Here is a 25053-nt window from a genome sequence, read left to right as displayed (position 1 = left end):
GGGGGCGTTGGTCGTGACGGCGGCACTCGTGGTCGGCATCATCGCCTATGCCGCCAAGCCGGACGTTCCGCGCGGACAATCCATGACAATGGCCCCAACGCAGGCGGCACCCGTGCTGGAGGCACCCCCCGTCGTCCAGGACTGGCCGCGCTGGGGCATCACCCACACGGAGTTCAGCGCCGACAACGAGGGCAGCGAGGTCACCGAGGCCGCCTCCCACATGCTCAGCCGGGTCCCGATGCTGCAGAACCAGCACATCATGGGCTGGGGGGCGGGCAACCCCGAACCGGCGCCCGGCAGGAACGACTTCCGTGACCTCGACCGCCGGATCAGGTTCATGTCCGGCTCCCAGGCCATCCCGATCATCACGCTGTGCTGCTCGCCGGACTGGATGAAGGGCGGCAGCTCGGGCAGGACCGACTGGACGCAGCTGGAGACCGCGCCGCGGCCCGAGCACTTCGACGACTACGCCAAGCTCGCCGCGACCGTCGCCAGGCGCTATCCCACCGTCAAGCACTTCATGGTGTGGAACGAGCTGAAGGGCTTCTGGAACACGGCCCAGAACCGCTGGGACATCGAGGGCTACACCGAGTTCTACAACAAGGTCTACGACGCGCTGAAGGCCGTCGACAAGGACATCAAGGTCGGCGGGCCCTACGTGTCGGTCGGCAGCACCAGCACCCCCGAGCAGGGGGCGGAGGTCCAGGGACCGTGGGGGAGCATCGTCCAGCGCGACCTGGAGGCGGTCGAGTACTGGATCGAGAACAAGAAGGGCGCCGACTTCATCGTCGTCGACGGCGCCTCGGTGACCAAGGAGGCCGGGGCCTTCCCCGACGAGTTCACCGCCCTGGGCAAGTTCGGCGCCCTCACCCGATGGCTCCGGGAGAAGAGCGGCGACCTGCCGGTCTGGTGGGCCGAGTGGTACGTCGAGCCCATGAACAGCGACTGGGAAGAGGATCACCGCATCGCCGTCCACACGGCCGCGATGATGGAGTTCGCCACCAGCGGCGTCACCACCTCGCTCTTCTGGAACCCCCAGCGCAAGTCCACCGGTGACGATCAGGCCTGCCCCGGCTGCCTGTGGCACCCGACCACCGGTGTCGAGATGCCCATGGCGGGCATCATGAGCGGCTTCACCAAGTGGTTCCCCCTCGGGGTCCCGCTGGAGGCGGTGACCTCCTCCAACGCGCAGGTGCGGGTCCTGGCCCAGGAGCGCCAGCTCGTGATGGTCAACACCACCGCGGCAGACGCCGTCACCGTCGTGGACGGCAAGCAGTTCCAGCTCAAGCCGTACGAGGTCAGGTGGAGCGAGCGCGCCGGAGCCTAGCGGCGCCGGCGACGGCGTCTAGGCGTCGTCGCCCGGGGAGCGGGCGGGCCTGCGCCGGTTGGTGAACCAGCGCAGCAGCCACTCCACCGGCCCGTAGCGGTGGCGGCGCAGCCACCACCGGCTCCAGACGGCCTGCGCCGCGAAGATGCCGACGCCGATCGACACCACATGGAACGGGCTGACCTGGTCGACCAGGCTCAGCCCGTAACCGGTGAAGATCAGCGAGCTGATCAGCGACTGCCCCAGATAGTTCGTCAACGCCAGCCTGCCGGGCGCCGCGAGTGCCCCGGCCAGCCGCGGCGCCGCGGGCAGCAGGCGCAGCAGGGTGGCGGCGTAGGCCGCGGCCAGCAGCGGCGCGGTGACCAGGTTCACCGTCTGGCCGACCATGTGGTACGCGTGCCCGCCCCCCGACCAGGTCGAGTGCGCGTAGACCAGCGCCCCGGCGAGCCCCGCGGTGAACCCCGCCCACTGCAGCCGCCGCAGCGTGGCCGTGTGCCCGGACAGGTCGGTCAGCAGCCGCAGCTTGCCCAGGGCCAGTCCGACCAGGCACGCGGCGAGCACCGTGGGCCCCTGGAAGAAGACCCGCAACACGAAGATCTTGGCGAGCTTGTGCAGGTGCTCGTTGATGATCATTGACGCGGAGCCGTGCAGGGCCCGGTCCGACACGGCGGCCTGCGCCGCGCTCTCCGACACGGCCTCGGAGGCGTCGGTGCCCAGCGCCGCCAGCACGGCCAGCAGCAGCACCCCCACGGCCAGCGCCACCGTCATCGCGAGCGCGGCGATCATCGCGGTGCGCGGGGTGATGTGCCGCACCGTCAGCAGGACCAGCCCCACGATCGCGTACGTCGCCAGGATGTCACCGGGGAAGAGCAGGATCCCGTGGGCCAGGCCGAGCAGGAACAGCCCGCCCAGGCGGCGCAGGAACCGGGGGACGAAAGCCGCCCCCGACCTGTGGGCCGAGTCGATCTGGAGGGTGAAGCTGTAGCCGAACAGGAAGGCGAACAGCAGATAGAACTTGTTCTCGAAGAGCACCGAGACGACCCAGCGCACCTCCCAGTCGAGCGGCGCGGAGAACGACGGCGCCGCCAGCCCCGCCATCCGGTATCCCGAGGCGAGATAGGTGATGTTGACCACCACGATGCCGAACAGCGCGAAACCGCGTAGCGCGTCGACCGCCGCGATCCGCCGCCCTGTGACCTCGGTGGAGGCCCCCGCCCGGCCACGGGGTCCCTCTGCGAGCATCTGACCGTCCTTCGAGCAGTTCGAGACGTGCGCCCCCCGGCGAACGGTGCTCAGTATGGCGCGCGCCGATCGTCCGCCGAGAGACTTTGTCCTTTACTGAGGTCAGGAGCCGATGACGATGAACCTCTCCGCGATCACCCCTACGGCCAGCACGAACGCGGGCACCGCGACGAGCAGGATGCGCCTCCTCGTCCTCCTCGTCCTGGTCGTCTGATCGCGGCCGCGCAGGAGGAACACCTCGTAGCCGAACAGCGCGATCCACGTCACGCCCAGCGCGCCCAGGCCGATCGGCGTCCACGGAGAGGTCGGGTCGCTGCCGCCGGTCGGTACCCCCGGCTCGGGGATCTCGGCCCCCTCGGGGTAGGTCTTGAGCGTGTAGACGGCGGCGTCCTCACCGTTGAAGACCCGTTTGAGCTCCTTGTGGGCGTCGAGCGCGGCGCGGAACCGCGGCGCCCAGTCCGTGGGGAAGCCGTGGTTGAGCTGCAGGTATCCGGCCTGCCCGCGGGTGGCCACCAGATAGGTGTTGGGCGGCGACACCCGGAGCTTGTCGATCACCGAGGAGAGCTGGGCCGGGTTCTTGTCCACCAGCACCTGCTGGTAGGAGATCTTGTCGAAGTCGCGTTCGCCCCACGGGATGCTCGGGGTGACCTCCTCACCGAGCAGCGGGACCAGGTAGAGGACGCGGGCGCTCGGCTTGTCGTGGTCGTAGACGTAGTGCATCGCCGCGACCTCGCTGGCGGAGACCCGCTCGAACTGCTCGTTGCCGTACCGTGCGACCAGGAAGACCATCGCCAGCACCATGGCGCACCCGGCGGCCAGCAGCAGCGAGATCCGCCGCGTCAGCTCCGGGTTGAACCGGATGTTGCGCTTGCGGATCGGCACCGTCTCCTCCGGCGCGTCCTCGGTGCCCGCGGGGAGGTTCGGGAAGAAGGCGTACGCGGCCAGGATGCAGGCGCCGGGCAGCGCGAACAGGTAGATGCGCAGGCCGATCTCGCCGCCGTAGTTCTGCAGGCCGAGGGCGAGCACCGGGATGCACAGCAGCAGCAGGGCCGCGCGGTCGCCGACGCCGCGCCGCAGGCGGCGGAACAGGCCGGCGGCGGCCAGCGTCAGGATGACGCCGCAGATGCCCAGGCGGGCCATCAGGACGAGCGCGTGCTTGGGATCGCTGCCGTCGATCCGGTCGCCGGTGTTGCTCTGGAGGTTCTCCAGGATCCGGCCCAGACCGCCGAAGAGCTGGTCGATGTGCCCGCTCCAGAAGGCGACCGTCTGGTAGCTGATCCACGCCAGCACCATCAGGCCCAGGAAGAAGGGCAGCCCCCAGCTGAGCGAGGAGCGCCGCAGCAGGATCAGGCCGGTCAGCGCGCCGAGCATCATGAACGGCGTGATCTGGTGCGAGGCGGTCGCGGTCGCGAACAGGCCGATCAGCACGATCAGCATGATGGCCCGGTCGTAGACGCCGGTGGAGTGCGGCAGCTCGCCCGGCGTCAGCCCGTCCAGGCGGGCCAGCAGCCGCCGGACGAACCCCTTGGCCGGCATCGGTTTCTCGCGGGGCTCCACCTTGCCGAACCAGCGCAGCACGATCGCCACGAAGGCCAGGTAGATCGCGTACGTGAAGCCCTGGGAGGAGAAGTAGTCCTGGCCGATCCACTGCACGATGACGAACAGCAGCGCGGCGAACCAGCGGGCCCGGGTGGTGGCGACGACCTGGCGCAGGATCAGCACGAACGGCAGGAGGTACAGCAGGTTCGACAGCAGCGGCGTCCACCGCATGATCGTCGTCAGGTCGGTGACCCCGGCGGCCTTCGTGATGAACCCCACCAGCGCGAAGAACCCTGGCCACGCCAGGCGGGCGTCGAGGAGGGCGGAGGACTCGCCGGTGCGGTTGATGTACTCCACGAAGCCCGCGTGGACGTAGGCCGTGTGGAACCTGGCCTCGTCCTCGATCAGGGCGGCCGCCCCGTGCAGGGCGAAGGTGATCGCCGCGATCTGGAAGAGCAGCAGGAACTTGCGGTCGGTGTTCTGCGCGATCGTGACGAAGAACGCGACGAGCATCAGCAGGATCGCGGCGAACGCGGTCGGCGGCATGGCCGAGATCAGGCCCACCCCGTCGATGTCGTTCAGGTCGACGCCCCGCAGCGGGCCCGGCGCGACGCGCAGGGCCAGCACGTACATGATCAGACCCTCGATGGTGAGGACCGGCGGCAGCCACACCATGGCCGACCGCATCACGGCCTGCAGGCGTGAGGGCCTGGCGGCGGGCGTCGCGGACGGGGCCCCGGTGGCGGTCGCCGCGGACGGAGGCATGGCGCTGGTCGCCGGTGCCGCCTTTCCCGCTCCCTTCCCGGCTCCCTCTCCCGCCCCGGAACCGGTCCCCGAGCTCCTCTGCGTGCCCTGTGGGGCCTGGTGGGCCGCTGGGGTTTCTGTGACCTCGGGGAGGGGCTTCGAGACTTCCAGGGGCTGCCTGGGCGCCCCGGCGGACCTTCCCCGCGGCTCTTCGCCAGGAAGCTCGGCGGACTCCCAGGGGTCGGAGGGCCGCGAGGGCGCTGGGGGCGCTGGGGGCGCTGAGGGCGCTGAGGATTCCGCGGCCGGCGGGGGCTCCGAGGGTTCCGAGGGCCTCCGAGTGGTGGAGGCGGGCTTGAGGAGTGGCGCGGCCCGGCCGGGCAGGCGCATCTCCGCCGTGGTCTCGAATCTGTCCTCGTCCTCGTCCTCGGTGGGCGCGGGCGGGACCTCGGCCGTCTCGGCCGACTCGTTTTCGGAAACGCCGGCCGGGGGCGGGGCGACCGGGCGGAGGGGGAGCCTGATGACGGCGGTGACTTCGGGGTCGTCGCCGTAGACGCTGTCATCCGGCGCGTCGCCCGCTTCGTCTGCGGCATCCGCGGCGTCCGCCTCGTCCAGGGCGTTCGCGTCGTCCGTGCCGCCCGCGTCGTCCAGAGCATCCGCGCCGTCTGAGGCGCTCGCGGCATCCGCGATATCCGCCTCGTCTGAGGCGTCCGCGTCGTCCAGAGCATCCGCGTCGTCCGCGTCGTCCGCGTCGCCTGTGGTGTCCGTGGCGTCCGCGGCGTCCGCGTCCGGCGGCGTGCCGTCGTCGTCCGCGTCGTCGCGCGGGTCGCCCCCCGAAGCCTCCTCGCCGTCGGACGTCTCGCCGCCGGGGCTCTCGCCGTACGGGCTCCCGTCGGGCGTCTCGCCGTCCGGAGCCTCGCCCTCGGCGATCTCGTCATCCGGGAGCTCGTCGGGAGCCTCGTCGTCAGGCGCTTCGAAGGGCGCCGTGCCGGTGGGCTCGCCGTCGGACCCGGCCCGGGTTCCGTCCGAAGGCGCGGGGTGGGTGGGATCGATCTCCCCGACCTCGGCGGTCTCCGCCGCCCCCGTCGTCGTCACGTCATTACCTGCCCGTTGCCTCACGTCTAACATCATGGCGGCTACGCGGACCAGGGTGTGACGAGTCACCGCGGAGATCCGTCATGTCCGGGCGCTTCGCGTAGATCGTTGAGAAGCGGTGCGGCGGCCGTTCTCCGGCCGGGCGGCCCCTCTCCCGACGCCTCCGCTCCCGGGAAAGGGGGCGTCGGACGGAGCGAGGACCGCCGGTCACACCGGGTCGGCCACCGGTGCGCGACCCGCCCCGCGGATCGCGCGTCTCCCGGGGCGTGGCCGGTGGCTCACGCCTGGCCGCGTACCTTGCGCAGACCGTATCGTGTGCGCCTGACGACGGCGTATCCCTTCGTCAGCATTCGTTCCCTCATGTAGATCAGCGGGACCTGGTTTCCCTCGACCGCCCGGCTGAACATCTTCATCGACGTGCCCTCGGCGACGGTCAGGCGCGGCAGCGCGAGCACGTCGTGCCGGTCGGCGGCGATGGCGTTGTTCACCGCGCAGGCGGCCCAGTATCCGGCCTTCCTGACCTCGCGCCGCACGCGCACGCTGGAGTAGCCGTACGGGTAGGCCATCGTCGAGACCAGGGAACCGATCTTGTCTTCCAGCAGGGCCTTGTTGCGCCGCAGCTCCTGGCGGAGCTCGTCCTCGGGCAGCTGGTCGAGCTGGGGATGGCTGTGGCTGTGCCCGCCGATCTCCATACCGCACGAGGCGGCCTCGCGGGCCTGGCTCCACGACAGCATCGTGTCGAGGGGCCTGCCCGCCGCGTCCTTGCCCGCGTCGCGGACCCACCCGCTGGTCAGGAAGACCGTCGCGGGGAAGTCGTAGCGTTCGAGCAAGGGCAGCGCCTCGCTGTGGAAGTCGGCGTACCCGTCGTCGAAGGTCACCACGACCGGCCGCTCCGGGATGGAACGGCCGTTGTTGTTGTGCAGCGAGGCGACCAGGTCGGCCACCGTCAGCGGCGTGAAGCCGTTCTCCTTCAGGTAGGCCAGCTGCTCGGCGAAGGCCGAGGGGCGTACCGCCAGCGGCTTCGTCTCGGCGTTGGGCCGGTCGGAGACCGAGTGGTACATCAGGATCGGTACGCGGATCATGACGCACGCACCCGCTTCATTTTCAGTCGAAGGGAGCCGACGATGTAACCCCAGGTCGTCCAGGCGAGGCCGACGACGATCGCCCCGGCCCTGCCGAGGCCGGACAGGTCACCCCGCAGCGCCTCGCCGACCCCGCGCAGCGCGCCCAGCGGCAGCGCCTTCAGCGCGTGGGCCCGCTCGCTCGACAGTCCGTCGCCGGCTCCCACGCTCTGGGCGACCAGCGCCTTGGACAGGCCCTCGGCGAAACAGCGTGAGCGGAAGTAGGCGAACGTCGAGCGCACGGGCGGCACCTTGTGGCCGATCACCGCGGCCGGTTCGAACAGCATTCCCGACCCCGGCATCCGCTGCGAGAGCCGGATGCAGAACTCGGTCTCCTCACAGCCCAGCGGGCGGGGCTTGCGCCCCTGCACGCTGCGCCCGATGCCGGTGTGGAACCCGCCGACACCGCCGATGACCTCCCTGCGGAAGGCCGCGTTGCCGCCCATGACGTTGCGGATCCGGGCTCGTTCCGTGGGCATGCCGAGATAGCTGCACCCCACGGTCCAGTCGAACTCGTGGGGGTACCAGCCGGGCCGGTGCCCGATGCCCCACAGCGGCCTGGTCAGCCCGCCCACCCCCACGATGGTCGGGTCCTGGAAGCCCTCCTCCAGTGCTTCCAGCCAGCCAGGCTCCGCGACGGCGTCGTCGTCCAGATACGCCACGATGTCGCCGGAGGCGGTCGCCGCACCGGTGTTCTTGCCACCGGACAGCCCCTTCTCCTGAGCGTTCTCCACCACGATCGCGCCGGGATACTCCTTCTTGAGCCTCAGGTGGAGATCCGGGTTGTAGTCGACGACCAGGATGATCTCGTGCGGCGCGTGCGTCTGGTTCTCGACCGACTCGACGGCCGCCCGGATGTCCTCCCAGCGGTCCTCGGTGTAGACGCAGATGACGACACTGCTTCTCATGGTTACGCGGCACCCTGGTCGGCGGCCGGGGCGGCGGCGGCCGGCTCGTGAACGACGGGAGCCGGGTTGCTCCGCCACTCGCGGATGATGGTCTTCAGCACCCGGATGCCGTCGCGGACGGCGTGCAGGTTGCTCTCGCCGTGGATGCGGCAGCGCTCGTGGCTGGGGACCTCGTGAACCTTGAGACCGGCCTTGGCGGCGCGGACGTTCATCAGGGTCTCGATCTCGAAGCCGTCGCAGTCGAGGTTGAGGACGTCCAGGTGGCGGGCCCAGAAGGCGTTGTAGCCGTAGCACAGGTCGCTGTAGCTGGTGCCGTACATCCTGTTGACCAGCGCGGTCAGTGTCTTGTTGCCGAACTTGCGGATGAACGTCAGGTCGTCGCTGCCGCCGCCGGAGGCGTATCGCGAGCCCTTGACGAAGTCGGCGCCGGTGACCAGCGCGCCCACGAACTGGATGATCTCGCGGCCGTCCGTGGACCCGTCGGCGTCGATCATCACGATGATGTCGCCGGTGCAGGCGGCGAAGCCCGCAGAAAGCGCGTCGCCCTTGCCCTTGCCGGTCTGGTGCACCACGCGGACGTTGGGACGCAGCCTCCTGGCCACGGCGACGGTGTCGTCCTTCGAGTTGCCGTCGACCAGGACGATCTCGTCGATCCACTGCGGCAGCGTGGCGAAGACGTGCGGAAGGTTCTCCGCCTCGTTCATGGCGGGGACGACGACGCTGACGGTGGGGGAGATCGCCATGTTGGGCGTGATGGGGGTGAACCGCTCGATGGGTGGCACCGCCCTCAGCGGTGGCTTGTTGTTGTAGTGCTTGGTGATCTCGGGACTCATTGTGACGGATGTCCTTCCGGGCGGTCGGTCGTCAGGGGTGACTGGCGGACGGACCCGGGGCCTTCGCCGATCGGGACGACCGGCGGAAACGGCGAATGCGATGAGGGATGCATGCGAGGGTCCTGGCGGGTGGTGTGGTGATGAACGGGAGCGGTCTAGCCCACTCCCCATGGTTCCTTGACGACCGGAGTGCCTGATTGGTTCTGCGCGGGGGAGCGCATACGGCCGAAACCCTTCAACACACGGTCGGCAAGCCTGTACAAATTCGGGCGATCTGTAACGATCGTTCGTGCCTTGTTGACCGGGGTGCGGCCGATCCAGTGGACGGCGGCGGCCGGGGAGGGACGCGACACGCGGCCTTCCGCGACGAAGAGGTCACCGCTTTTCAACCAGCTCTTGTACTCGCGTCCGCCCTTGCCCATGTCGACCTGCTGCAGCCCGGAGTTCGCGGCGTGCTCGGCCATGTGCAGGTGGTGCATGATGCCGGGGGAGTAACGCGCGAACTCGGTGTCGTAGGCCGGGAACCAGCCCACCAGGGTCGTCGCCGTCCGGAGGCCGAAGTGGCCGGCGACGGGCCTGTCTCCGGCATAGACCATGGTCAGGACGCCCGCGAAACTCTCGGACCTCGCCGCGTGCATCTCGTCGAGCAATTGGACGATCCACGGCTGGGCGAAGCGGTCGACCCGGCCGGTCCTGCGGTACTGGTCGGACTTCCAGTTGGTGAGCGTGCGCAGCGTGCCCGGGTCGGCCGAGTACCACTCGAAGCGGATCTCGCCCTGCTCGCGGCCGAGCTTGCGCTCCTTGTAGCGGACCGTCTTGAGGTTCTTCGGCGAGTTGGCCTTCACCTGCTCGATGTAGGTCTCGAACCCCACGCTGAGGTCCATCACCGGAGCCGGTCGCACGTCCGACTCGTACGGCGCGAACGTCGGCTGGCCGGGGACCAGGTGGTCGAAGTCGAAGACGGAGAGCTTGCAGGCGCGCAGCAGGGTCCGGACGTCCAGCTTGAGGCCGGGGACCGAGATCAATCCGTGGCAGGTGGTCAGGAAGCCGCCGAGAGGCTTGCCGATCCCGAAGCTGTGGCGCTCGTAGGGGAAGAACCCCACGATCTTGCCACCGTCCTGGATGACCGCGACACGGACGTAGTCGCGCAGCCGCCCCATGGCGAGCGTGAACTCCACGGAGAGGAAGGGGTTGTCCAGCGACGGATCCGCCACCTGCAACTCCCGCCATCGTGAGATCTCGGGCTCCCCGAGGTCCTCCGGGCGAACGATGACGATGTTCACCTTGACCTGGCCCCCTGTTCGGTCTGCAAGCTCCCGCTCCCCCGATACAACACGCGTAGTACGTATATGAAGCCGCCGAGCACCGCGATCGTCGCGACTCCGGCACGGGGCGACCATGCGTCAAAGGTAAGCATGGCAGCGGCCAGGAGAACGTTCACAACCAGGCTCGCTGCCGCACCCACTGATAGTGCCGCAAGCGGGTCACGATCACGCAACAGTCCTACCACTGCGGCGCCCGGAACGACCAACAGGAACAGGGGCGTAAGGAACAAGCGTAACGGAGTGTCGATGTCGGCCAAGGCGATCACGGCTCCCGCGGCACAGGCGAGAGTGAGGGCCCAATTGAGCACCCTGCGTTTGATCGACATCTCCGAGCTCCTGGTTGGTAATGATGTGACTGATCGCGCTCTTCATGTGACCAATCACTCAACATGGACGTCAATGCCGACGCTCGGCACCAGTCCATGGTTTACCTGATCCACGGGAGAAGTCTCGGTGTTAGGTAAAACGAGATACGGGAATCAGTCCGTCGCCCCCTCGGAGCTCGCTCCGGCGGAAGGGGTGGGAGTCGGATCGGGAGCCGGCTCGTCCTGGGGCGTGGAGGCCTCGGACTCAGGGCTTTCCCAGGAAATCGCGCATCCGGCGTTGCCCCCGGCGGACCTGAACGCGACCCGCCCGGCGCCGCTCTCCGACGGATCCTTGGCGGTGACCCAAATCACGCTGCTCGCGCCCGGCCTCAGCCGCCCCTGCGCGGGGTGGACGTCGAGCCCGCCGGAGGTGGTCGCCGACCACGAGACCGTGGCGTTGCGTGCCGCGAGCCGGATCTGCCCGGCGCCCTCCCCGATGTCGCCCGGGCACGAGACGCTCAGCCGTCCGGCCGCGGGCGGTTTGGCGGCGGTGCGGGTGGGGCGGGGCCGCCCCGCCGTGGGGGCGCGGCTCGGTGCCGGTCGCGCCGCGGTGGCGGTGGGGGCGGCGGGAACGGGTGTCTCGGTCCTCCGGCTCCGCTTCGGCGTGGGCGTCGGCGCGGCCTCCGCCTCCGGATCCTCCGGTGGCGAGCCGGCCTCCGGCTCGGGGCCGGGCTCCAGTGTGATCAGCGCGGGCTCCGTCCCCGGCGCGGTCCGGGGGTCCCTCAACGCCCCTCCGGCCAGGTCCTGCCCGCCCACCACGACCACCGCCCCGGTGGCGGCCAGCACGCACACCACCGCCAGCAGCACCGGCCCCCTGCGCCCGCGCCGCCGCCGTCGCTGCGCCGGCGGCGCCTCCGTCCTCCGCTTCCCCTCGCCGGGGGGCGGCGGTGTACGCCGGACCCCGGGGTCTCCCGCCGGTGGCGTGCGTCGTACCCTTGAAGCCTCCGCCGGTGACGTGGGCCAGACCTCGGTGCCACCGGCCGGTGGGGTGGGCAGGGCCTCACCGCTCTCGGGGGACTCCCCGGGCCACGCCTCGTCGGGGGACGACGCGGGCCGCGATCCGCCGGTCGCGGATGGCGCGGGCCACACCTCGTCGTCGGGAGACGACGTGCGCCAGACCTCACCGTCGGGAGACGACGCGGGCCGTGACTCGCGGGCCGCGGATGGCGCGGGCCACACCTCGTCGTCGGGAGACGACGTGCGCCACGCCTCGCCGTCCGCGTACGGCGGGGTGCGCCAGGTCTCACCGTCCGGGGACGGCATCGGTGACACCTCGGTGTTCGCGGGTGGCGTGGTGCGCCACGCCTCGCCGTTCGCGGGGGGTGCCGGCCAGGCGTCGGGGTTCGTCGTCGGGGCCGGCCACGCCTCGGCGCTCACGGCCGGTGCCGGCCAGGCCTCGACGTCCACGGGAGGTGGCGCGTGCCGCGCCTCGCCGTCCGCCGGCCATGACGCGCGCGGGGTCCCGGCGTCCGTCCACGGTGCCGCGCGTCCGGGCCCGCCGTCCGCCGGCGACGCCATCACGTACCTCGGCGCCGTCCCGATCTCGGGGTGGCGCGGCAGGCTCTCCGGGGAGCGTGTCCCGGTGTCCGCGTGTCCCGCCCGCTTCTCCCCGTACCGCGCCTCCGTCCCGGCCGGCCACGCTCTCGCGTCCGGGTGCGACGTCCCGGGGTCCGCGGGAAGCGCCGCGTGCCGGGAGCGGGTGCCCTCGGGGGGCGTGCTCCCCCCGCCCGAGGGGGAGCTCTCGTCGCGTGCCCGCCTGCCGCCCGCGCCCTTCCTGCCACCCCACCGGCGGCCCCCCGAGCGCCGATCGGCCGCGACGGGGAAACCGGCCTTGTCGAAGCCGTTCCCGGCGACGATGGCGGCGCGGTCCTCGCGCGCCTCCGGGTTCACGCAGGTCTCGATCACCCGGCGGCGCAGGGAGAGCGGAGGGTAGGCCAGGGGGACCAGGTCCAGCAGCCGCCCGGCCGAGACGTGCCGGTCCCTGCGCTCGACGCAGACCTCGCAGCGGCCGATGTGGGCCGACAGCCGCCTGCGTAGCAGCGTGGTGAGGGGGCCCTCCCACGAGTCCACCATCGCCGACAGGTCGGGGCAGTGCGCCCGGCCGACCTTGGCGAGCACCACGGCGGCGGCCGCGTTCTCCAGGTGGTCGCGGGCCCGGCCGAGCCTCGCCGTGACCTGGCGGGAGGTCAGCCCCAGCACCGCGCCGACCTCGCCGCTGCCGAGGTCGTGGCGGAGCGACAGTTCGAGCACCTCGCGCTCCTGCCCGCTCAGCTCCGCCATCGCCTCGTGGACCAGGGCCGCCAGCTCCCGCTCGCCCGGGTCGTCGTGGACGTCGGGCGGCGGCGCCGACCCCCGCGGGCCGCCGCGCCCCTCGTCCGCGCACCGGATCCGCACGAGCGCGTACAGCCACGCGCGCAGGCGGCCGGGCTCGCGCAGGCGGTCCACGCCGCCCTGGGCCGCGACCAGGGCGTCGTGCACGGCACCGGCGGCGGCCTCACGGTCGCCCAGCAGCGAGTGGGCGTAGTCGTTGAGACGTTCGGCATAGGAGTCGTAGAGGCTCGCCGGCGCCGTTGTGTCGGCACGCCGCAGCGCCTCAACGAGTTGTTGATCGTCGGTTCGGCCGACGGTCGGCCATCCGGGCACGGACATTCCTCCCCCGCGAGACGGGCTCGTTCACGGGTTTCACCACTCACCCGTTCCAGCCCACACGCGTAGGACGCCACCTCCCGGCAACCGGTTGACCAAAGGGGTTCATATCATGCCGACACGGTATGACCTGGGAAAACTGCTACGGCTGGTGCCAATGTGACACCAGCCGTACAGGATGAAGGTGAGGGGGAAGGGTCAGTCGCAGTTGGGAGCGCAGAGCCGGCGCTTCATGCCCTCCAGGAAGAACTTCCTGACCTCCAGGATGTCCTTGGCGATGTACGCGTCACCGGCGGTCGCCTTGGCCAGGGCGTCCATCTGGCGCTTGCCCTTGGGGGCGTCGGGGCCGAAGGCGATGATCAGGACGCTGACCGGCTTCTCCGGGTCGAACTGCTCCTTGAGCCGCTTCAGGATCTGCTGGTTGCTGATCCCGCCGTCCGGGTCGTCGTTGCCGGCGCCGTCGGTGAGGATCAGGACCGTGTTGATCTTGTCGCTCTGGTACTCGTCGGTCATCTGCTTGTAGGCGGCGGCGAGGGTGTCGTTGAGACCGGTGTCGCCGGTCGACTTCGCCCGGGTCGTGATCAGCCTCTGGTTGATCACATCCCTGCGCAGGACGCCGTTCATGTCCTCGGTGAGCGGGCCGACCGGGACCGTCTCGCGATAGTCGACCCCCTGGCCGTTGAGATGGGTGGAGAACTCCCACAGTCCCATCTCGCTCTTGGCCGGGAAGAGCTTCATGCCCTCGACGGCGATCCTGCTGATCGCCTGCATCCGGGTCAGCCCGGTACCGGGCACCGGCAGGGCCATGGTGCCCGAGACGTCCAGCAGGGTGATGAGCCTCGTGCCCAGCTTGATCCGGGACCAGGTCTGGGACATCCTCGCGACGGTCTTGCCGTCGGGCGGCTCGATCGCCTGCGGGGCCTTGGCCTGGAAGCCCTCGGAGCCGGAGATCGCCTTGCCGCCCTTGCCGTCCGGGGTGCGGAACCCCTGGTCCTGCAGCGTCTTCCTGGACGCCTCGCTGCCCAGCTCCTTGCGGAACGCCTCGGCGGCCTGGCGCACGGCGGCGTCCTCGGCGGTGACCACCACCGGGTAGTCGAGGTTGATGGTCCCCTCTGCCGGATAGAGCGGCACGGCCGGGACCTCGGGCTTCTTGGACTTGTTGAACGCCCAGACCCCCTGCTCCGAGGAGATGCCCAGCGGGGCCTTGCTGCCCTTGACGCCGAGGCTGGCCAGCAGCGCGTCCTGGTCGCGGACCGTCGACGTCGACCCCGACAGGCTCTTGAGCGCGCCGACCAGCTGCTCCTCGCCCGCGCCGGAGGCCGTGGCCACCCCGGCGGCGGCCAGGAGCGCGCCGAGCCCGGCGGCGTTGAGCGAGGGATCCAGCACGAGGACGCGCACCTTGCGGCCGGGCCCGTCCACGTTGGCCACGTTGGCGGCGCTGATCATGCCGCCCCAGCTGGCCTCGCCGAAGCTCTTCTTCAGGTTCGGCACCACCGAGCCGGAGGCCACCATGACGATGGGGGAGCGGGCGATGGACTCGCCCGCCTCGGGCACCTCCTGGTTCCTCGCCCGCAGGTTCGTTACCCACAGCTTCGAGTCCGGGATCCACATGTCCATCGCGGCGGCCTTGCCGCCGCTGAAGGAGGAGGCCACGGTCGCCGAGGCGCCCTTGGTCACCGTGACCGTGGCGCACCTGCCCTCGATGTCGTGGGCCGCCTTGTTGAAGCGCCCGGCGATCTGGGACAGGGCGGGCTGGATGTCCGGGGAGGCGGTGATCCGCAGCGGGAGCGCCTCGCCCCCGCACGCCCCGGCGCCGCGGTCGCGGTTGATGACCACGAACGCGGCGACGCCGAGCAGCACCGCGAGGGCGACGGACCCGGCCAGCGGGACCAGTACCTTGCCGCGTCCCCCGCGCCTGCGTCTGGGCTGCGGTTCCCTGTACGGGGTGTAGCCGTCCTCGAGTTCATCCGTCCGGTGACGTCCGCCCACGATGTCCTCTTTGGTGTCGATGTCATGGAGCTAGCGGGTCACCCTATCGGGAGGTCGTCCGCAATATTCACGGAACTGTACTGGGAATGGTTACTGGGGCAAAAAACGCATTTCGGTGCCGCTGTTACCGTATGTGTCGATCATTGAGCCCTGCGTCCGCGCGGGCCGCCGACGCCCGGCGGCGGCGGAGATCACCTGGTCGGGCGGCAGAAACAACGGAAGATCGGCAACGGGAGACAGGCGACCGGCGGCCGGTGGAACCGGATGGCCGGTGACGGGAAAAGGCGATCGACGGCAGCACCGGCGGCGATCGACGGCAGCACCGGCGGCGATCGGCGGCAGCACCGGCGGCGATCGGCGGCAGCGGACGCGGCGATCGACGGCCGGTGGTCGGGGAGCCCTGTGGCGGCGGTCGGGGAAGGGCGGTCAGTGGCAGCAGGAGTGCCCGCGCCACGCCCTGAGACCCTCGCGCGCCGCCACCGCCGCCAGCAGAACCGCCATGGCGGGATCGATCCACCACCACCCGGCGGAGTTCAGCGCGAGCCCCGCCAGCACCCCCGCCGCGAGCAGGGCGCACAGGAGGTTCTGCGTCCCCTCGCCCGCGGTCGCCGCCGAGTGCAGCCGCACGCCCAGCCGCCGCTTGGCCATTCCCAGGAACGGCATGCCGACCACGCTGGCGGCCGTCACCACGATCCCGAGCACGCTCGGCATGGCCCGGTGACCCGCGTCCAGGTCGTGCGCCACGTGCAGCACCAGGTAGGGGGCGAGGATCCAGAAGCTGATCGCCACCGCCCTGCGGGCCCGTGCCTCGGCGTGCGCGGACCCGGTCCTCGCCCCGGTGAACCGCCAGACCACGATCAGGCTGGCCGCCGCCTCCACCAGGGCCGACACGCCCCAGCCGATGAGGGCGACCGAGTGCGCCCCCAGACCGGCGGCGATGCCGAGCACGCTCTCGACGCCCAGCCAGACCAGGGTGGCCAGGGAGAGCGCGCGAGCCCTGCGGGCGTCACGCAGCCACTCGGCGCTCGGCGGCGCCAGCACGATCTGATCGGTCACGACGACCTCCGGATACCGCTCGACAGCGCTCGGTAATCTATATGTCACGGAGTGTGGAAGGGGGGAAAGCGGCAAAGCTCCACGCGGTGACAGCGGCGTGTTCCCACGAGGCGGCCGTGCCGCAGGATGAACCTGTTCAGCAGATCGTCGGAGGGAAACCCGTGCCGTTCACGCCCAGTCACGTCGCAGCCGTGCTGCCGATGATCTCCTCGGAGCGAGTACGCCGGTTCCTCGACCCCTGGGCCCTCGCGCTGGGGGCGATGGTGCCCGACCTGCCGATCTTCTTCCCGTTCCTGCCCGACTACATGATCTGGCACTCCCTCAGGGGCGTCCTCACGATCGACCCGTTCGCCGTCGTCGTGCTGCTCGCCGTCTTCCACCTGGTGCTCCGCGACCCGCTGACCGCGCTCCTGCCCCCCACCCTCGCCGGGCGCGCCGCCTCGCTGACCCCCGGCATGTACGGGCTGCGGCGGCTGCCCGCCGTCATCGCCGGAGGCGTCGTGGGCGCCCTCACCCACAAGCTCTGGGACTCCTTCACCCACTCGTACAGCTCGGCCCTGTGGGGCTGGAGCTGGCTGGACACCCGGGTGGCGGGAGTGATCTCCCTGTTCCGCCTGCTGCAGTACACCTCCACCGTGATCGGCCTGGTGGTCGTCCTCTGGTGGGCCTGGCGCGGACTGGCCGGGATGGAGCCGCGGCCGGTGCCCGAGCGGCTGCTCCTGCCCGCGGGCGAGCGGGCGGCCGTGCTCCTGGCCACCGCCGTGTCGATCCCGCTGGGTGCGGTCGCCTGGTCGGTGGCCTTCCCCCCGGGCAGCAGTGCCGAGCTCGTGACGAGGCTGGGCGCGGGGGTGGTCGTCGGCTGCTCCGCGATGCTGCTCGTCTACGCGCTGATATGGCAGCTCAGGCGGGTCATGGCAGTATTCGAGGGTGCCTGAAGCCATCGACCCCTACCTGGCCGACTACGCCAACCTGCGCGACGTCGAGCTGCGCAAGAGCATGGAGGCCGAGCACGGCCTCTTCATCGCCGAGGGGGAGAAGGTCATCCGCCGCGCCGTCGCGGCGGGCTACCCCGTGCGCTCCGTCCTCCTCACCTCCCGCTGGGCCGAACCCCTCGCCGACCTCCTCGGCCCGCTCGGCGACCGGGTCCACGTCGTGGACGACGCCGTCATGGAGGACGTCACCGGCTTCCAGGTCCACCGAGGCGCCCTCGCCGCCATGGAACGCCTCCCTCTGCCCTCCGTCGGGGAGATCCTGGCCGGGCGCGGGACGGGAAGGGCTCCCGCCGAGCACGTGGCGCCCCGGCGCGTCCTGGTCCTCGAAGACCTCGTCGACCACGGCAACGTCGGCGCCATCTTCCGCTGCGCCGCCGCCCTGGGCGTGGAGGCGGTCATCCTCTCGCCGCGCTGCGCCGACCCTCTCTACCGGCGCTCGGTGAAGGTCTCGATGGGCGCGGTCTTCGCGATCCCGTACGCCCGGATGGCCGACTGGTACGCGGGCCTGGCCGAGCTGCGCGGAGCGGGCTTCCAGACGCTGGCCCTCACCCCGGACCAGTCCGCCACCCCCATGGACAAGGTCACCATGGCCGGCCGGGTGGCCCTGCTCCTCGGCTCGGAGGGGGACGGGCTCTCCTCCCGCTGGCTGCGCGAGGCCGACGAGGCGGTCTGCATCCCGATGAGCCCGGCCGCGATGGGCCTGGGCGTCGACTCCCTCAACGTGGTGGCCGCCGCCGCCATCGCCTGCCACGGCCTCATGCGCGCGGGCTGACGGGTTCCCGCGCCGCGGGGCGGCGCGCGTCCACCTCGATCTCGATCTTCATGCGGGGGTCGGCGAGGCCGCACACGAGCATCGTCGCGGCCGGGCGGATCTCGCCGAAACGGCGGCGCAGGGCCGGCCAGCAGGGCTCGAAGTCCTCGCGGTCGGGCAGCATGTACCGCACCCGGACGACGTCGGCGAACGAGCAGCCCGCCCTGGCCAGGGCCTCTTCGATGTTGCGCAGGCACTGCTCGGCCTGCTCGACCACGTCGTCGGAGATCGTCATGGTCGCGTAGTCGTAGCCGGTCGTCCCGGACACGTGCACCCGGTCGCCGTCGACCACCGCCCGCGCGTATCCGATCCGCTCCTCGAAGGTGGAACCGCTCAGGATCGCGAACCGCTCAGTCATACGGACAACCGTAGGTCCTCCCGTCCGGTTCGCGCACGGTCGTCTCCCGGGCCCGCGTCTCGGCGGGCGCGGGCCCGGACGTGCCGGAGCCGTCGCCGGTCCGGCGGGCCGGATCGTCCGGGCTACGGCAGGGAGAGGAGATAGTCCGGCCAGTTGCCGTGGTGGCTGATGTCGGGGGCCTGCTCGGTGGCGTACGGCTCGCAGAGGAATCCGTGCACCGCGCGGCCGTCGGCGAGTTCGATCGTGCCGAGGCCGAGGGGCGGGGCGGTCTGTGTCAGGAGGACGCCGAGCGCCGATGGGCTCAGGTCGTACAGCTCGACCTCCACCTGGACGCCGCCGGAGGTCGAGCGGACCAGCCCCGGGCGAGGCATGTCACCGTCGTCCAGGGCGTAGAGGCGGTAGAGGGGAGCCGTCAGGGCGGTCCCCAGGCCGGTGGCGCCGAGGGAGGTGAGCCGGCCGTGCAGGGGCTGGCCGGAGCGGTGCGCGCCGACCACGGCGAGCACCGCCCGCGCTTCCGGAGCGTGTACGGCCGAAGGCCGAACGCCCGGTCCGGAGGTGGCCGTCGATCGCGTGTCCGGGACGGGGACCGCGGGGCCGCCGGTCAGGCCGTGGAAGGCGGCGCCGAGACCGGCGAGGAGTTCGTCGGAGCCCGCCGGTCCCAGGAAGGTGACGCCGTGCGGACGGCCGGTGGTCGTCGTTCCGGCCGGTACGGAGATCCCGGCCAGGTCGAGGAGGTTGGTGAAGGTGGTGTAGTGGCCGAGGACCGCGTTGCGTTCGATCGGGCTCTCGAGCATCTCCGCGACGGTGAAGGTGGTGGGCACGGTCGGGACCGCGAGGACGTCCATCGAGGCCCATGCCCGCCGGGTCTCCGAGTCCAGGGCGCGCAGGCGGTAGAGCCCCTCGAAGGCGTCCACCGCGCTGAGCGCGCCGCCGCCGGACAGCACCTTCAGGGTGACCGGGTGGACCTCACCGGGGTTGCGGGCCACGAAGTCGCCGACTGCGGCGAGCCGTTCGGCGAGCCACGGTCCCTCGTACAGCAGCCGTCCCGCGGCGAGGAACGGGTCGAGGTCGACGGGGACGAGCCGGTGACCGAGGCCGGTGAGCCGTTCCGCCGCCTCCGCGAAGGCCGCCTCGGCGGCGGTGTCGCCGAAGAACTCCGGTTCGCGCGGCACCCCGATTCGCAGGGAGCACGCCGAAGGCGGCACAGGACCGGGGACGGGGAGCGCGCGTGACCAGGGGTCGGCGGGTTCGAAGGCGGCGATGACGGACAGGACGGCGAGACCGTCGGCGGCCGAGCGGGTGAAGACGCTCGGGCAGTCCAGTGACGCGCACGCGGGCACCACGCCGAGCGTGCTGACCAGGCCACGGCTCGGCTTGACCCCCACGGTGCCGGTGAGCGCGGCGGGCACCCGGCCAGAACCGGCCGTGTCGGTGCCGATGGCGAACGAGACCAGGTCCGCGGCCACCGCCACCGCGGAGCCCGAGCTGGACCCGCCGGAGATCAGGCCCGGTACCAGCGGCGACTCGCACGCGCCGTACGGGCTGCGGGTGCCCGACAGACCGGTGGCGAACTGGTCCAGGTTGGTCTTGCCGACGAGGAGGGCGCCCGCCGCGAGCAGCCGTTCCACCAGCGGCGCACCGCGTTCCGGGACATGGGAGTAGGCGGGGCAGGCTGCGGTGGTGGGCAGCCCGGCCACGTCCACGTTGTCCTTGACCGCGAACGGAACGCCGTAGAGCGGAGGACGGTCGTCCGGGTCCGGCCAGCGGCGGGCCAGCTCGGCGGTGTCGCCGAGCAGGTCCGCCGCCGGGCGCAGGGTGATCCACACATGGTCGTCACCCCGCGCCGCGATCCGCGCGAGCACCTCCCCCGCGACATCGGAGGGGCGGGCCGTCCCGGAGCGGTAGAGGCCCGAGAGGCTCTCCAGGTCCAGGCGGAGCGTGCTGTTCGTGCTGTTCGTGCTTTTCGGGGCGGGGTGGGGCGTGCTGTCCGGATCAGGCGGAGGATGCATGTGCCTTTCCTGTGTGTACGTGGTTCCCGGTACCCGACATGGCGGCGCGGGGGCGCGGATCGGTTCGCGAGAGTCGTCGGCGTACGGCGTGCCCCGCGAGCCGGTGCCGGCCGGTTCGCGGGGCACCGCTCACGAGGTGGCGGGGGCCGCCGGCGAACCCGCGGCGACGGGTCTCGCGGCGGCCGGCTCGGGCGCGTCGGCGGCGACCGCCGTCTCCTCCGACGGCCTGGGCTTGAGGAAGATGAAGGCGAGCAGGATCAGCCCCGCGAAGAGGTAGCCCAGGGAGACCTGGCCGTTGGCGTTCCACTCGACCCGTTCACCGTGGATCAGGCCGATGAAGGCCAGGGCCGCGCCGGCGAAGGCGTACCCGGCGGCCCACAGGAACGACCGGTCGATGATGAAGGCCGTGATCGAGCCGAGCACCAGGCCGGCGAGCACGGCGCCCCCGCCGAGCAGGGCCGTTCCCTCGTAGACCGTCCCGCTCCGCGCGATCGTGTCGTACCCGACCTCCCGCGCGCTGGTCCCCGCGGCGGCGAGCGCGTTGTCCATGTAGCCCTGTGCCCAGGCGGCGATGTTGGGAATGATCGCGATCACCACGGCCACCGCGTGCGCCTTCGGCACCGACTGGAACGCCTGGGCGCCGATGAGCAGGCCGATGTAGAGCAGGATCGGCACGATCGCGGGCGCCGGCAGCACCGCGCCGAGCAGCGCGAACATGCCGAGGAAGCAGAACAGTGCGATCACGACGCCGCTCGCCATCGAGTAGCTCGTACGGCCGCCCGCGGACTTCCACCCGGGGTGGCCGATGTAGACGGCGGGCGGGAACGGCGAGCCCAGCATCGAGCCGACCACCGCGCCCGCGCCGTCGGCCAGGAGCACCGAGCGCAGGTTGTACGAGTCGCCCGCGGCGGCGGCGCTCTCCACGTTGCTCATGCCCTCGGTGAAGTTGTAGATGCCCAGGGGGATGGCGGTGGCCAGCAGCGGCGAGACCTGGCCGAGCCCTTCGAGCAGGCGGTCGATGTTCAGCGACGGCAGGCTCACCGCGATGTTCTCTGCGGCGGCGCCCACGTCGGCGGGGTTCATGTAGCCGCCGATCCAGGCGATCGCGGTACCGGCGAGGAGCGCGGCGAGCCCGACGGGGATGTTGCCCGGCAGCCTCAGGTCGGTGAAGAAGCCGACCATGATGATCACCAGCACCGGCAGCGCGATCCAGGCCGCCTCCCACATCTGCGCGGCGGGCCGCATCGAGATGAAGGCGATCGAGATGCCCGCCAGGGTGCCGAGCATCGCGGCCCTGGGGGTGAAGCGGCGGATGTACGGGCCCACGAAGGCGCCGATCAGCACGATGACGCCGATGATGAAGCACCAGGCGAGCCCCGCCACCCAGGCCTGCAGGGGGTTCCTGGTCGCCAGGTAGGTCGGCAGCATGATCACGAACACGACGATGAACATGTGCGGGACGCTGGGCCCGTACGGCATCGCGCACACGTCGGTGCGGTTCTCGCGGCGGGCCAGCCGCCGGGCGAGGTAGGTGTAGTACACGTTGCCGATCAGGAGCTGGATGCCCATCGCCGGGAGGATGACGCCGAAGACGTCGGAGCCGGGCAGGTGGACGACCCCGAGGCAGAGGCCGCTCAGCACCAGCACGTTGACCATCACGTTGAAGCCGAGGCCGAAGAAGGCGTTGGTGTCCCCGCTGACCCACCAGGGGAGCTTGAGTTTGACGGGGCCGGTTGTCGTGGTCATCGGTCAGCTCCGTGTTTCGAGTGCCTTGAGATAGCCGCCGGAGGGGGCGACCCAGCCGAAGATGCCGCCCTGGGCGGCGATCATTTCGAGCCCGTACCGCTGGAACTCGGCGAAGTACGAGCCCACGCAGTCGGACAGGACCAGGCACTCGTAACCCCGGTCGTTCGCCTCGCGGACGGTGGTGTGCACGCACACCTCGGTGGTGACACCGGTGACGATCAGGCTGCGGATGTCCGCCGCCCGCAGGGTCCGGTCCAGGTCGGTGGCGTGGAAGGAGCCCTTGCCGGGCTTGTCGACGACCAGCTCGCCCTCGGCGGGGGCCAGCTCGTCGATGATGTCGTGGCCGTACTCGCCGCGGATCAGGATCCGTCCCCTGGGGCCGGGGTCCCCGATGCGCAGCGACGGCGCGCCGCGGCCGAGCTTGGCGGGCGGGCAGTCGGACAGGTCGGGCAGATGCCCCTCGCGGGTGTGGATGACGGTCATCCCCGCCGCGCGGGTGGCGGCCAGCACCTCCTGGAGCGGCGGGATGACCCGCCGCAGCATGGACACGTCGTTGCCCAGGGTCTCCCCGAAACCCCCGGGCTCGACGAAGTCCCGTTGCATGTCGATGAGCAGCAGCGCTGTGTGTCGCGGATCGAATCCGTATGCGTACGGCTCGGCCTCGACGAGAAGCGGATCGGACACGTTGACTCCGTTCCTCGGATCCTCCTTTTGTCGATTGTCGACAGAATTGTGTCAGTGGTTTTCCCGCCCGGTTACGCTTCTGTTAGCGGCTCGGACCGGAGCGTGATCGCACCGCCCGGCACGCCTCCCCGGTGGCCGTGCGTCGGCCGGGACGGTCGCCGAGCTCGATCAGGTTCCGGCCGGGATCGCGGAGGTGGACGCCGGTCGCCGGGCCCGGGACGCGCCCCTCGGCGGAGGTGTTCATCCGATGTAGGTGCGCGCCCCGTGCCGGGACAGGGCGTCGAGCGCGGTGGCCGGGTCGCCGGAGGCGATGGCCTCGAAGAGCCGCCGGTGCCGCTCCACCCCCTCGGACGGGGCTCGCTGCTCGGCCTCCCTGCGCAGGTTCGCGGCCATGTAGAGCTGCAGCTTCAGGATGACGGGCTCGTACGCCATCAGCAGCTGGCGGTGGCCCGCGAGCGCGACGAGCGCGACGTGGAAGCGGCGATGCGCCTCGTTCTCGCTGAACGGGTCGTCCAGCCGCACCGCCGACGCCATGCCCTCCAACGCCTCGGCCAGCGCGGTCATGTCGTGAACCCCGGAGAGCGGCAGCGCGGTCTCGACCGCGTAGCGTTCGAGCACGTCGCGCAGCCCGAACAGCTCGTCCACGTCGCCCCCGGTCAGCTCGGTGACGCGGGCTCCCCGCCGAGGCAGGTGCTCCACCAGTCCCTGCTGCCCGAGCGATCGCAGCGCCTCGCGCAGCGGCGCCCGGCTGATGCCGAACCGCTGGGTGAGCTGCTCCTCGATCAGCCGCTCGCCCGGCGCGAGGGCGCCGGAGAGGATCTCGTGACGGAGCCGCCGCATCGAAAGCTCGACCAGGCTGGGGTGTTTCAGCTCCCCATCGGGTTCCACCCGTCCAACTCCTCTCGACGTGTGGAACAAACTCTCTCAGAGTTCGGCCGGATTCCCGCGCGCGGGATGGCGGCGCGGCCGGGGGCGGCCCGGTTCGCGCGCTCTTCGCGTTCGTGTCCGAGGCGTGTCCCCGGCATGCTCGAACACGCCTCGGAGCCGGGAGCGCCCCGCTCCCGCCGTCCTCACAGCTCGGTCCTCACAGCTCGGACGGAGCCTGCTCGCCCGCCCATTCGAGGAGTCGCGTCGCGCTCTGGAAGCGCCGGTCGGCGTTGGACTCGCCGAGGATGACGCCGACGAGCCGGTGGCCGTCGCGGTCGGCGGCGAAGGACAGGCAGTATCCGGCGGCGCTGGTGTAGCCGGTCTTCAGGCCCATGACCCCGGGCGTCTTGCCGAGCAGCTTGTTGGAGTTGGTCCAGGAGTGCGCCCGGTGCACCTTGGACTTCGCCACGACGTGGCGCCTGGTGGACGCGATGATCCGCAGCAGCGGGTCGCGCAGCGCGAGGTCGGCCAGCTTCGCCTGGTCCAGGGCGGTGGAGTGACCGGGAGCCGGCTTCGGCAGGCCGTCGGCATTGGCGTAATGGGTGTCGACCAGCCCCATCGAGCGGGCCGTGGCGTTCATCTTCGCCACGAACTTCGCGTTGCCTGGACCGTAGACACGGGCCAGGGCGTGGGAGGCGTCCGCCCCCGAGGGGAGCATGACCGCGTAGAGCAGGTCCCTGACGGTGAGCCGCTCCCCGGCACGCAGGGAGGCGTGGGTCGCGCCGTTCGCCGCCGCGTGCCGCACGTCCGCCGCCTGGATCGTGACGGTGTCGTCCGGCTTCGCCTCCCTGAGGACGACGTACGCCGTCATGACCTTGGTCAGGCTGGCCACCGGCATCCGCTTCCCCGCCTGCCTGCTCAAGTGGATCGTTCCCGTGCCCGCGTCGTACAGGTACGCGGCCCGTCCCGGCACCGAGGGCACGGCGCGCCGCTCCGCCGCGGGCGCGGAGATGAGGGCGAGCGCGCCGGACGCGGCGGTGAGGACGGACGCGCGGGGCGCGGACGGCGCGGTGACCAGGGCGGACGCCATGGCCCCGGTGCTCGGGACGTGCGCCGGAGACCTGCCGGGCGGCGCGGGTGCCGAGGACACCGCGGCCAGAGCGGGCACCGCGGACACGGTGGCCAGGGTGACCGCGGTGACCAGCGCGGCGCGGGCTATGAGGCGTGTTCCCCCGTGATGCATGCGAGCCATGCTGACAGAGGTCACCGTTGATATGCGGAAGTTGGCGGTTTGGCTATGGAAAAGTTGACATCGGTGCCGTGTGCGGACGTGAAGGGACGATCGAGGGAACGGTCTCACCCGGCACATCCGGGTTCGCGCGGCCCGCGGGGCCGCCGT

At 71.3% G+C, this 25053-nt stretch carries 18 protein-coding genes; 3 read left to right on the top strand and 15 right to left on the bottom strand.

Annotated features, from left to right (window positions below; all coding sequences use genetic code 11):
• Positions 1-88 precede the first annotated feature (88 nt).
• Positions 89-1327 carry a GH39 family glycosyl hydrolase gene (locus tag ACTOQ2_RS04045; RefSeq protein ID WP_440098321.1) on the top strand — a complete coding sequence of 413 codons (1239 nt, stop codon included), beginning with the start codon at positions 89-91 and terminating at the stop codon, positions 1325-1327.
• An 18-nt stretch (positions 1328-1345) separates the two neighbouring features.
• Here ACTOQ2_RS04045 and ACTOQ2_RS04040 read toward each other — a convergent pair whose 3' ends face one another.
• The 9 genes from ACTOQ2_RS04040 to ACTOQ2_RS04000 form a co-directional block, all read right to left on the bottom strand.
• Entirely contained in the window at positions 1346-2569 is a 1224-nt protein-coding gene (locus ACTOQ2_RS04040; RefSeq protein ID WP_440098320.1) for a DUF418 domain-containing protein, read from the bottom strand.
• Positions 2570-2671: 102 nt separating this feature from the next.
• Positions 2672-5944, bottom strand: coding sequence for a hypothetical protein (locus tag ACTOQ2_RS04035; RefSeq protein ID WP_440098319.1), 3273 nt, complete (start codon positions 5942-5944; stop codon positions 2672-2674).
• A 278-nt stretch (positions 5945-6222) separates the two neighbouring features.
• Positions 6223-7026: a polysaccharide deacetylase family protein gene (locus tag ACTOQ2_RS04030; RefSeq protein WP_440065777.1), complete on the bottom strand. Its 804-nt coding sequence runs from the start codon at positions 7024-7026 to the stop codon at positions 6223-6225.
• A complete protein-coding gene (locus ACTOQ2_RS04025) occupies positions 7023-7973 on the bottom strand; it encodes a glycosyltransferase family 2 protein (RefSeq protein ID WP_440098318.1) in 951 nt (316 codons plus the stop codon). Before ACTOQ2_RS04025 ends, ACTOQ2_RS04030 begins: the two co-directional genes overlap by 4 nt.
• 2 nt (positions 7974-7975) lie before the next feature.
• Positions 7976-8806, bottom strand: a complete 831-nt coding sequence (locus ACTOQ2_RS04020) for a glycosyltransferase family 2 protein (RefSeq protein WP_440065779.1) — start codon at positions 8804-8806, stop codon at positions 7976-7978.
• Between the two features lie 155 nt (positions 8807-8961).
• Positions 8962-10089 (bottom strand): GNAT family N-acetyltransferase, encoded by a 1128-nt coding sequence (locus ACTOQ2_RS04015; protein WP_362687360.1) that lies wholly within the window; start codon positions 10087-10089, stop codon positions 8962-8964.
• Between the two features lie 521 nt (positions 10090-10610).
• Positions 10611-13139, bottom strand: coding sequence for a sigma factor-like helix-turn-helix DNA-binding protein (locus ACTOQ2_RS04010; protein WP_440098317.1), 2529 nt, complete (start codon positions 13137-13139; stop codon positions 10611-10613).
• 201 nt (positions 13140-13340) lie between these two features.
• Positions 13341-15131, bottom strand: a complete 1791-nt coding sequence (locus tag ACTOQ2_RS04005; protein WP_440098316.1) for a substrate-binding and VWA domain-containing protein — start codon at positions 15129-15131, stop codon at positions 13341-13343.
• Between the two features lie 426 nt (positions 15132-15557).
• Complete coding sequence (locus ACTOQ2_RS04000; RefSeq protein ID WP_440098315.1) at positions 15558-16187, bottom strand: hypothetical protein; 630 nt, start codon at positions 16185-16187, stop codon at positions 15558-15560.
• Positions 16188-16348: 161 nt separating this feature from the next.
• On the opposite strand from ACTOQ2_RS04000, the gene ACTOQ2_RS03995 reads away from it, so the two are divergent.
• Complete coding sequence (locus tag ACTOQ2_RS03995; RefSeq protein WP_440098314.1) at positions 16349-17122, top strand: DUF4184 family protein; 774 nt, start codon at positions 16349-16351, stop codon at positions 17120-17122.
• Positions 17115-17951 carry a TrmH family RNA methyltransferase gene (locus ACTOQ2_RS03990; RefSeq protein WP_440098313.1) on the top strand — a complete coding sequence of 279 codons (837 nt, stop codon included), beginning with the start codon at positions 17115-17117 and terminating at the stop codon, positions 17949-17951. The genes ACTOQ2_RS03995 and ACTOQ2_RS03990 overlap by 8 nt, the downstream gene beginning before the upstream one ends.
• Here ACTOQ2_RS03990 and ACTOQ2_RS03985 read toward each other — a convergent pair.
• From ACTOQ2_RS03985 to ACTOQ2_RS03960, 6 genes are all read right to left on the bottom strand, one after another.
• On the bottom strand, positions 17935-18348 hold the full coding sequence (locus ACTOQ2_RS03985; protein WP_440098312.1) for a RidA family protein: 414 nt from the start codon (positions 18346-18348) through the stop codon (positions 17935-17937). The genes ACTOQ2_RS03990 and ACTOQ2_RS03985 overlap by 17 nt on opposite strands.
• A gap of 122 nt (positions 18349-18470) precedes the next feature.
• Positions 18471-20357 (bottom strand): allophanate hydrolase, encoded by a 1887-nt coding sequence (gene atzF / locus ACTOQ2_RS03980; protein ID WP_440098311.1) that lies wholly within the window; start codon positions 20355-20357, stop codon positions 18471-18473.
• Positions 20358-20486: 129 nt separating this feature from the next.
• Entirely contained in the window at positions 20487-22103 is a 1617-nt protein-coding gene (locus tag ACTOQ2_RS03975; protein ID WP_440098310.1) for a hypothetical protein, read from the bottom strand.
• A 3-nt stretch (positions 22104-22106) separates the two neighbouring features.
• Positions 22107-22787 carry a cysteine hydrolase family protein gene (locus ACTOQ2_RS03970; RefSeq protein WP_440065790.1) on the bottom strand — a complete coding sequence of 227 codons (681 nt, stop codon included), beginning with the start codon at positions 22785-22787 and terminating at the stop codon, positions 22107-22109.
• A 240-nt stretch (positions 22788-23027) separates the two neighbouring features.
• A complete protein-coding gene (locus ACTOQ2_RS03965) occupies positions 23028-23675 on the bottom strand; it encodes a GntR family transcriptional regulator (RefSeq protein WP_440098309.1) in 648 nt (215 codons plus the stop codon).
• 196 nt (positions 23676-23871) lie between these two features.
• Positions 23872-24897, bottom strand: a complete 1026-nt coding sequence (locus ACTOQ2_RS03960; protein WP_440098308.1) for a serine hydrolase — start codon at positions 24895-24897, stop codon at positions 23872-23874.
• Positions 24898-25053 lie beyond the last annotated feature (156 nt).

The sequence above is a fragment of the Streptosporangium sp. H16 genome (assembly GCF_051918855.1).
In the GTDB taxonomy this organism is placed as follows: Bacteria; Actinomycetota; Actinomycetes; order Streptosporangiales; family Streptosporangiaceae; genus Streptosporangium.
This window is presented reverse-complemented; position numbering and strand designations above follow the sequence as displayed.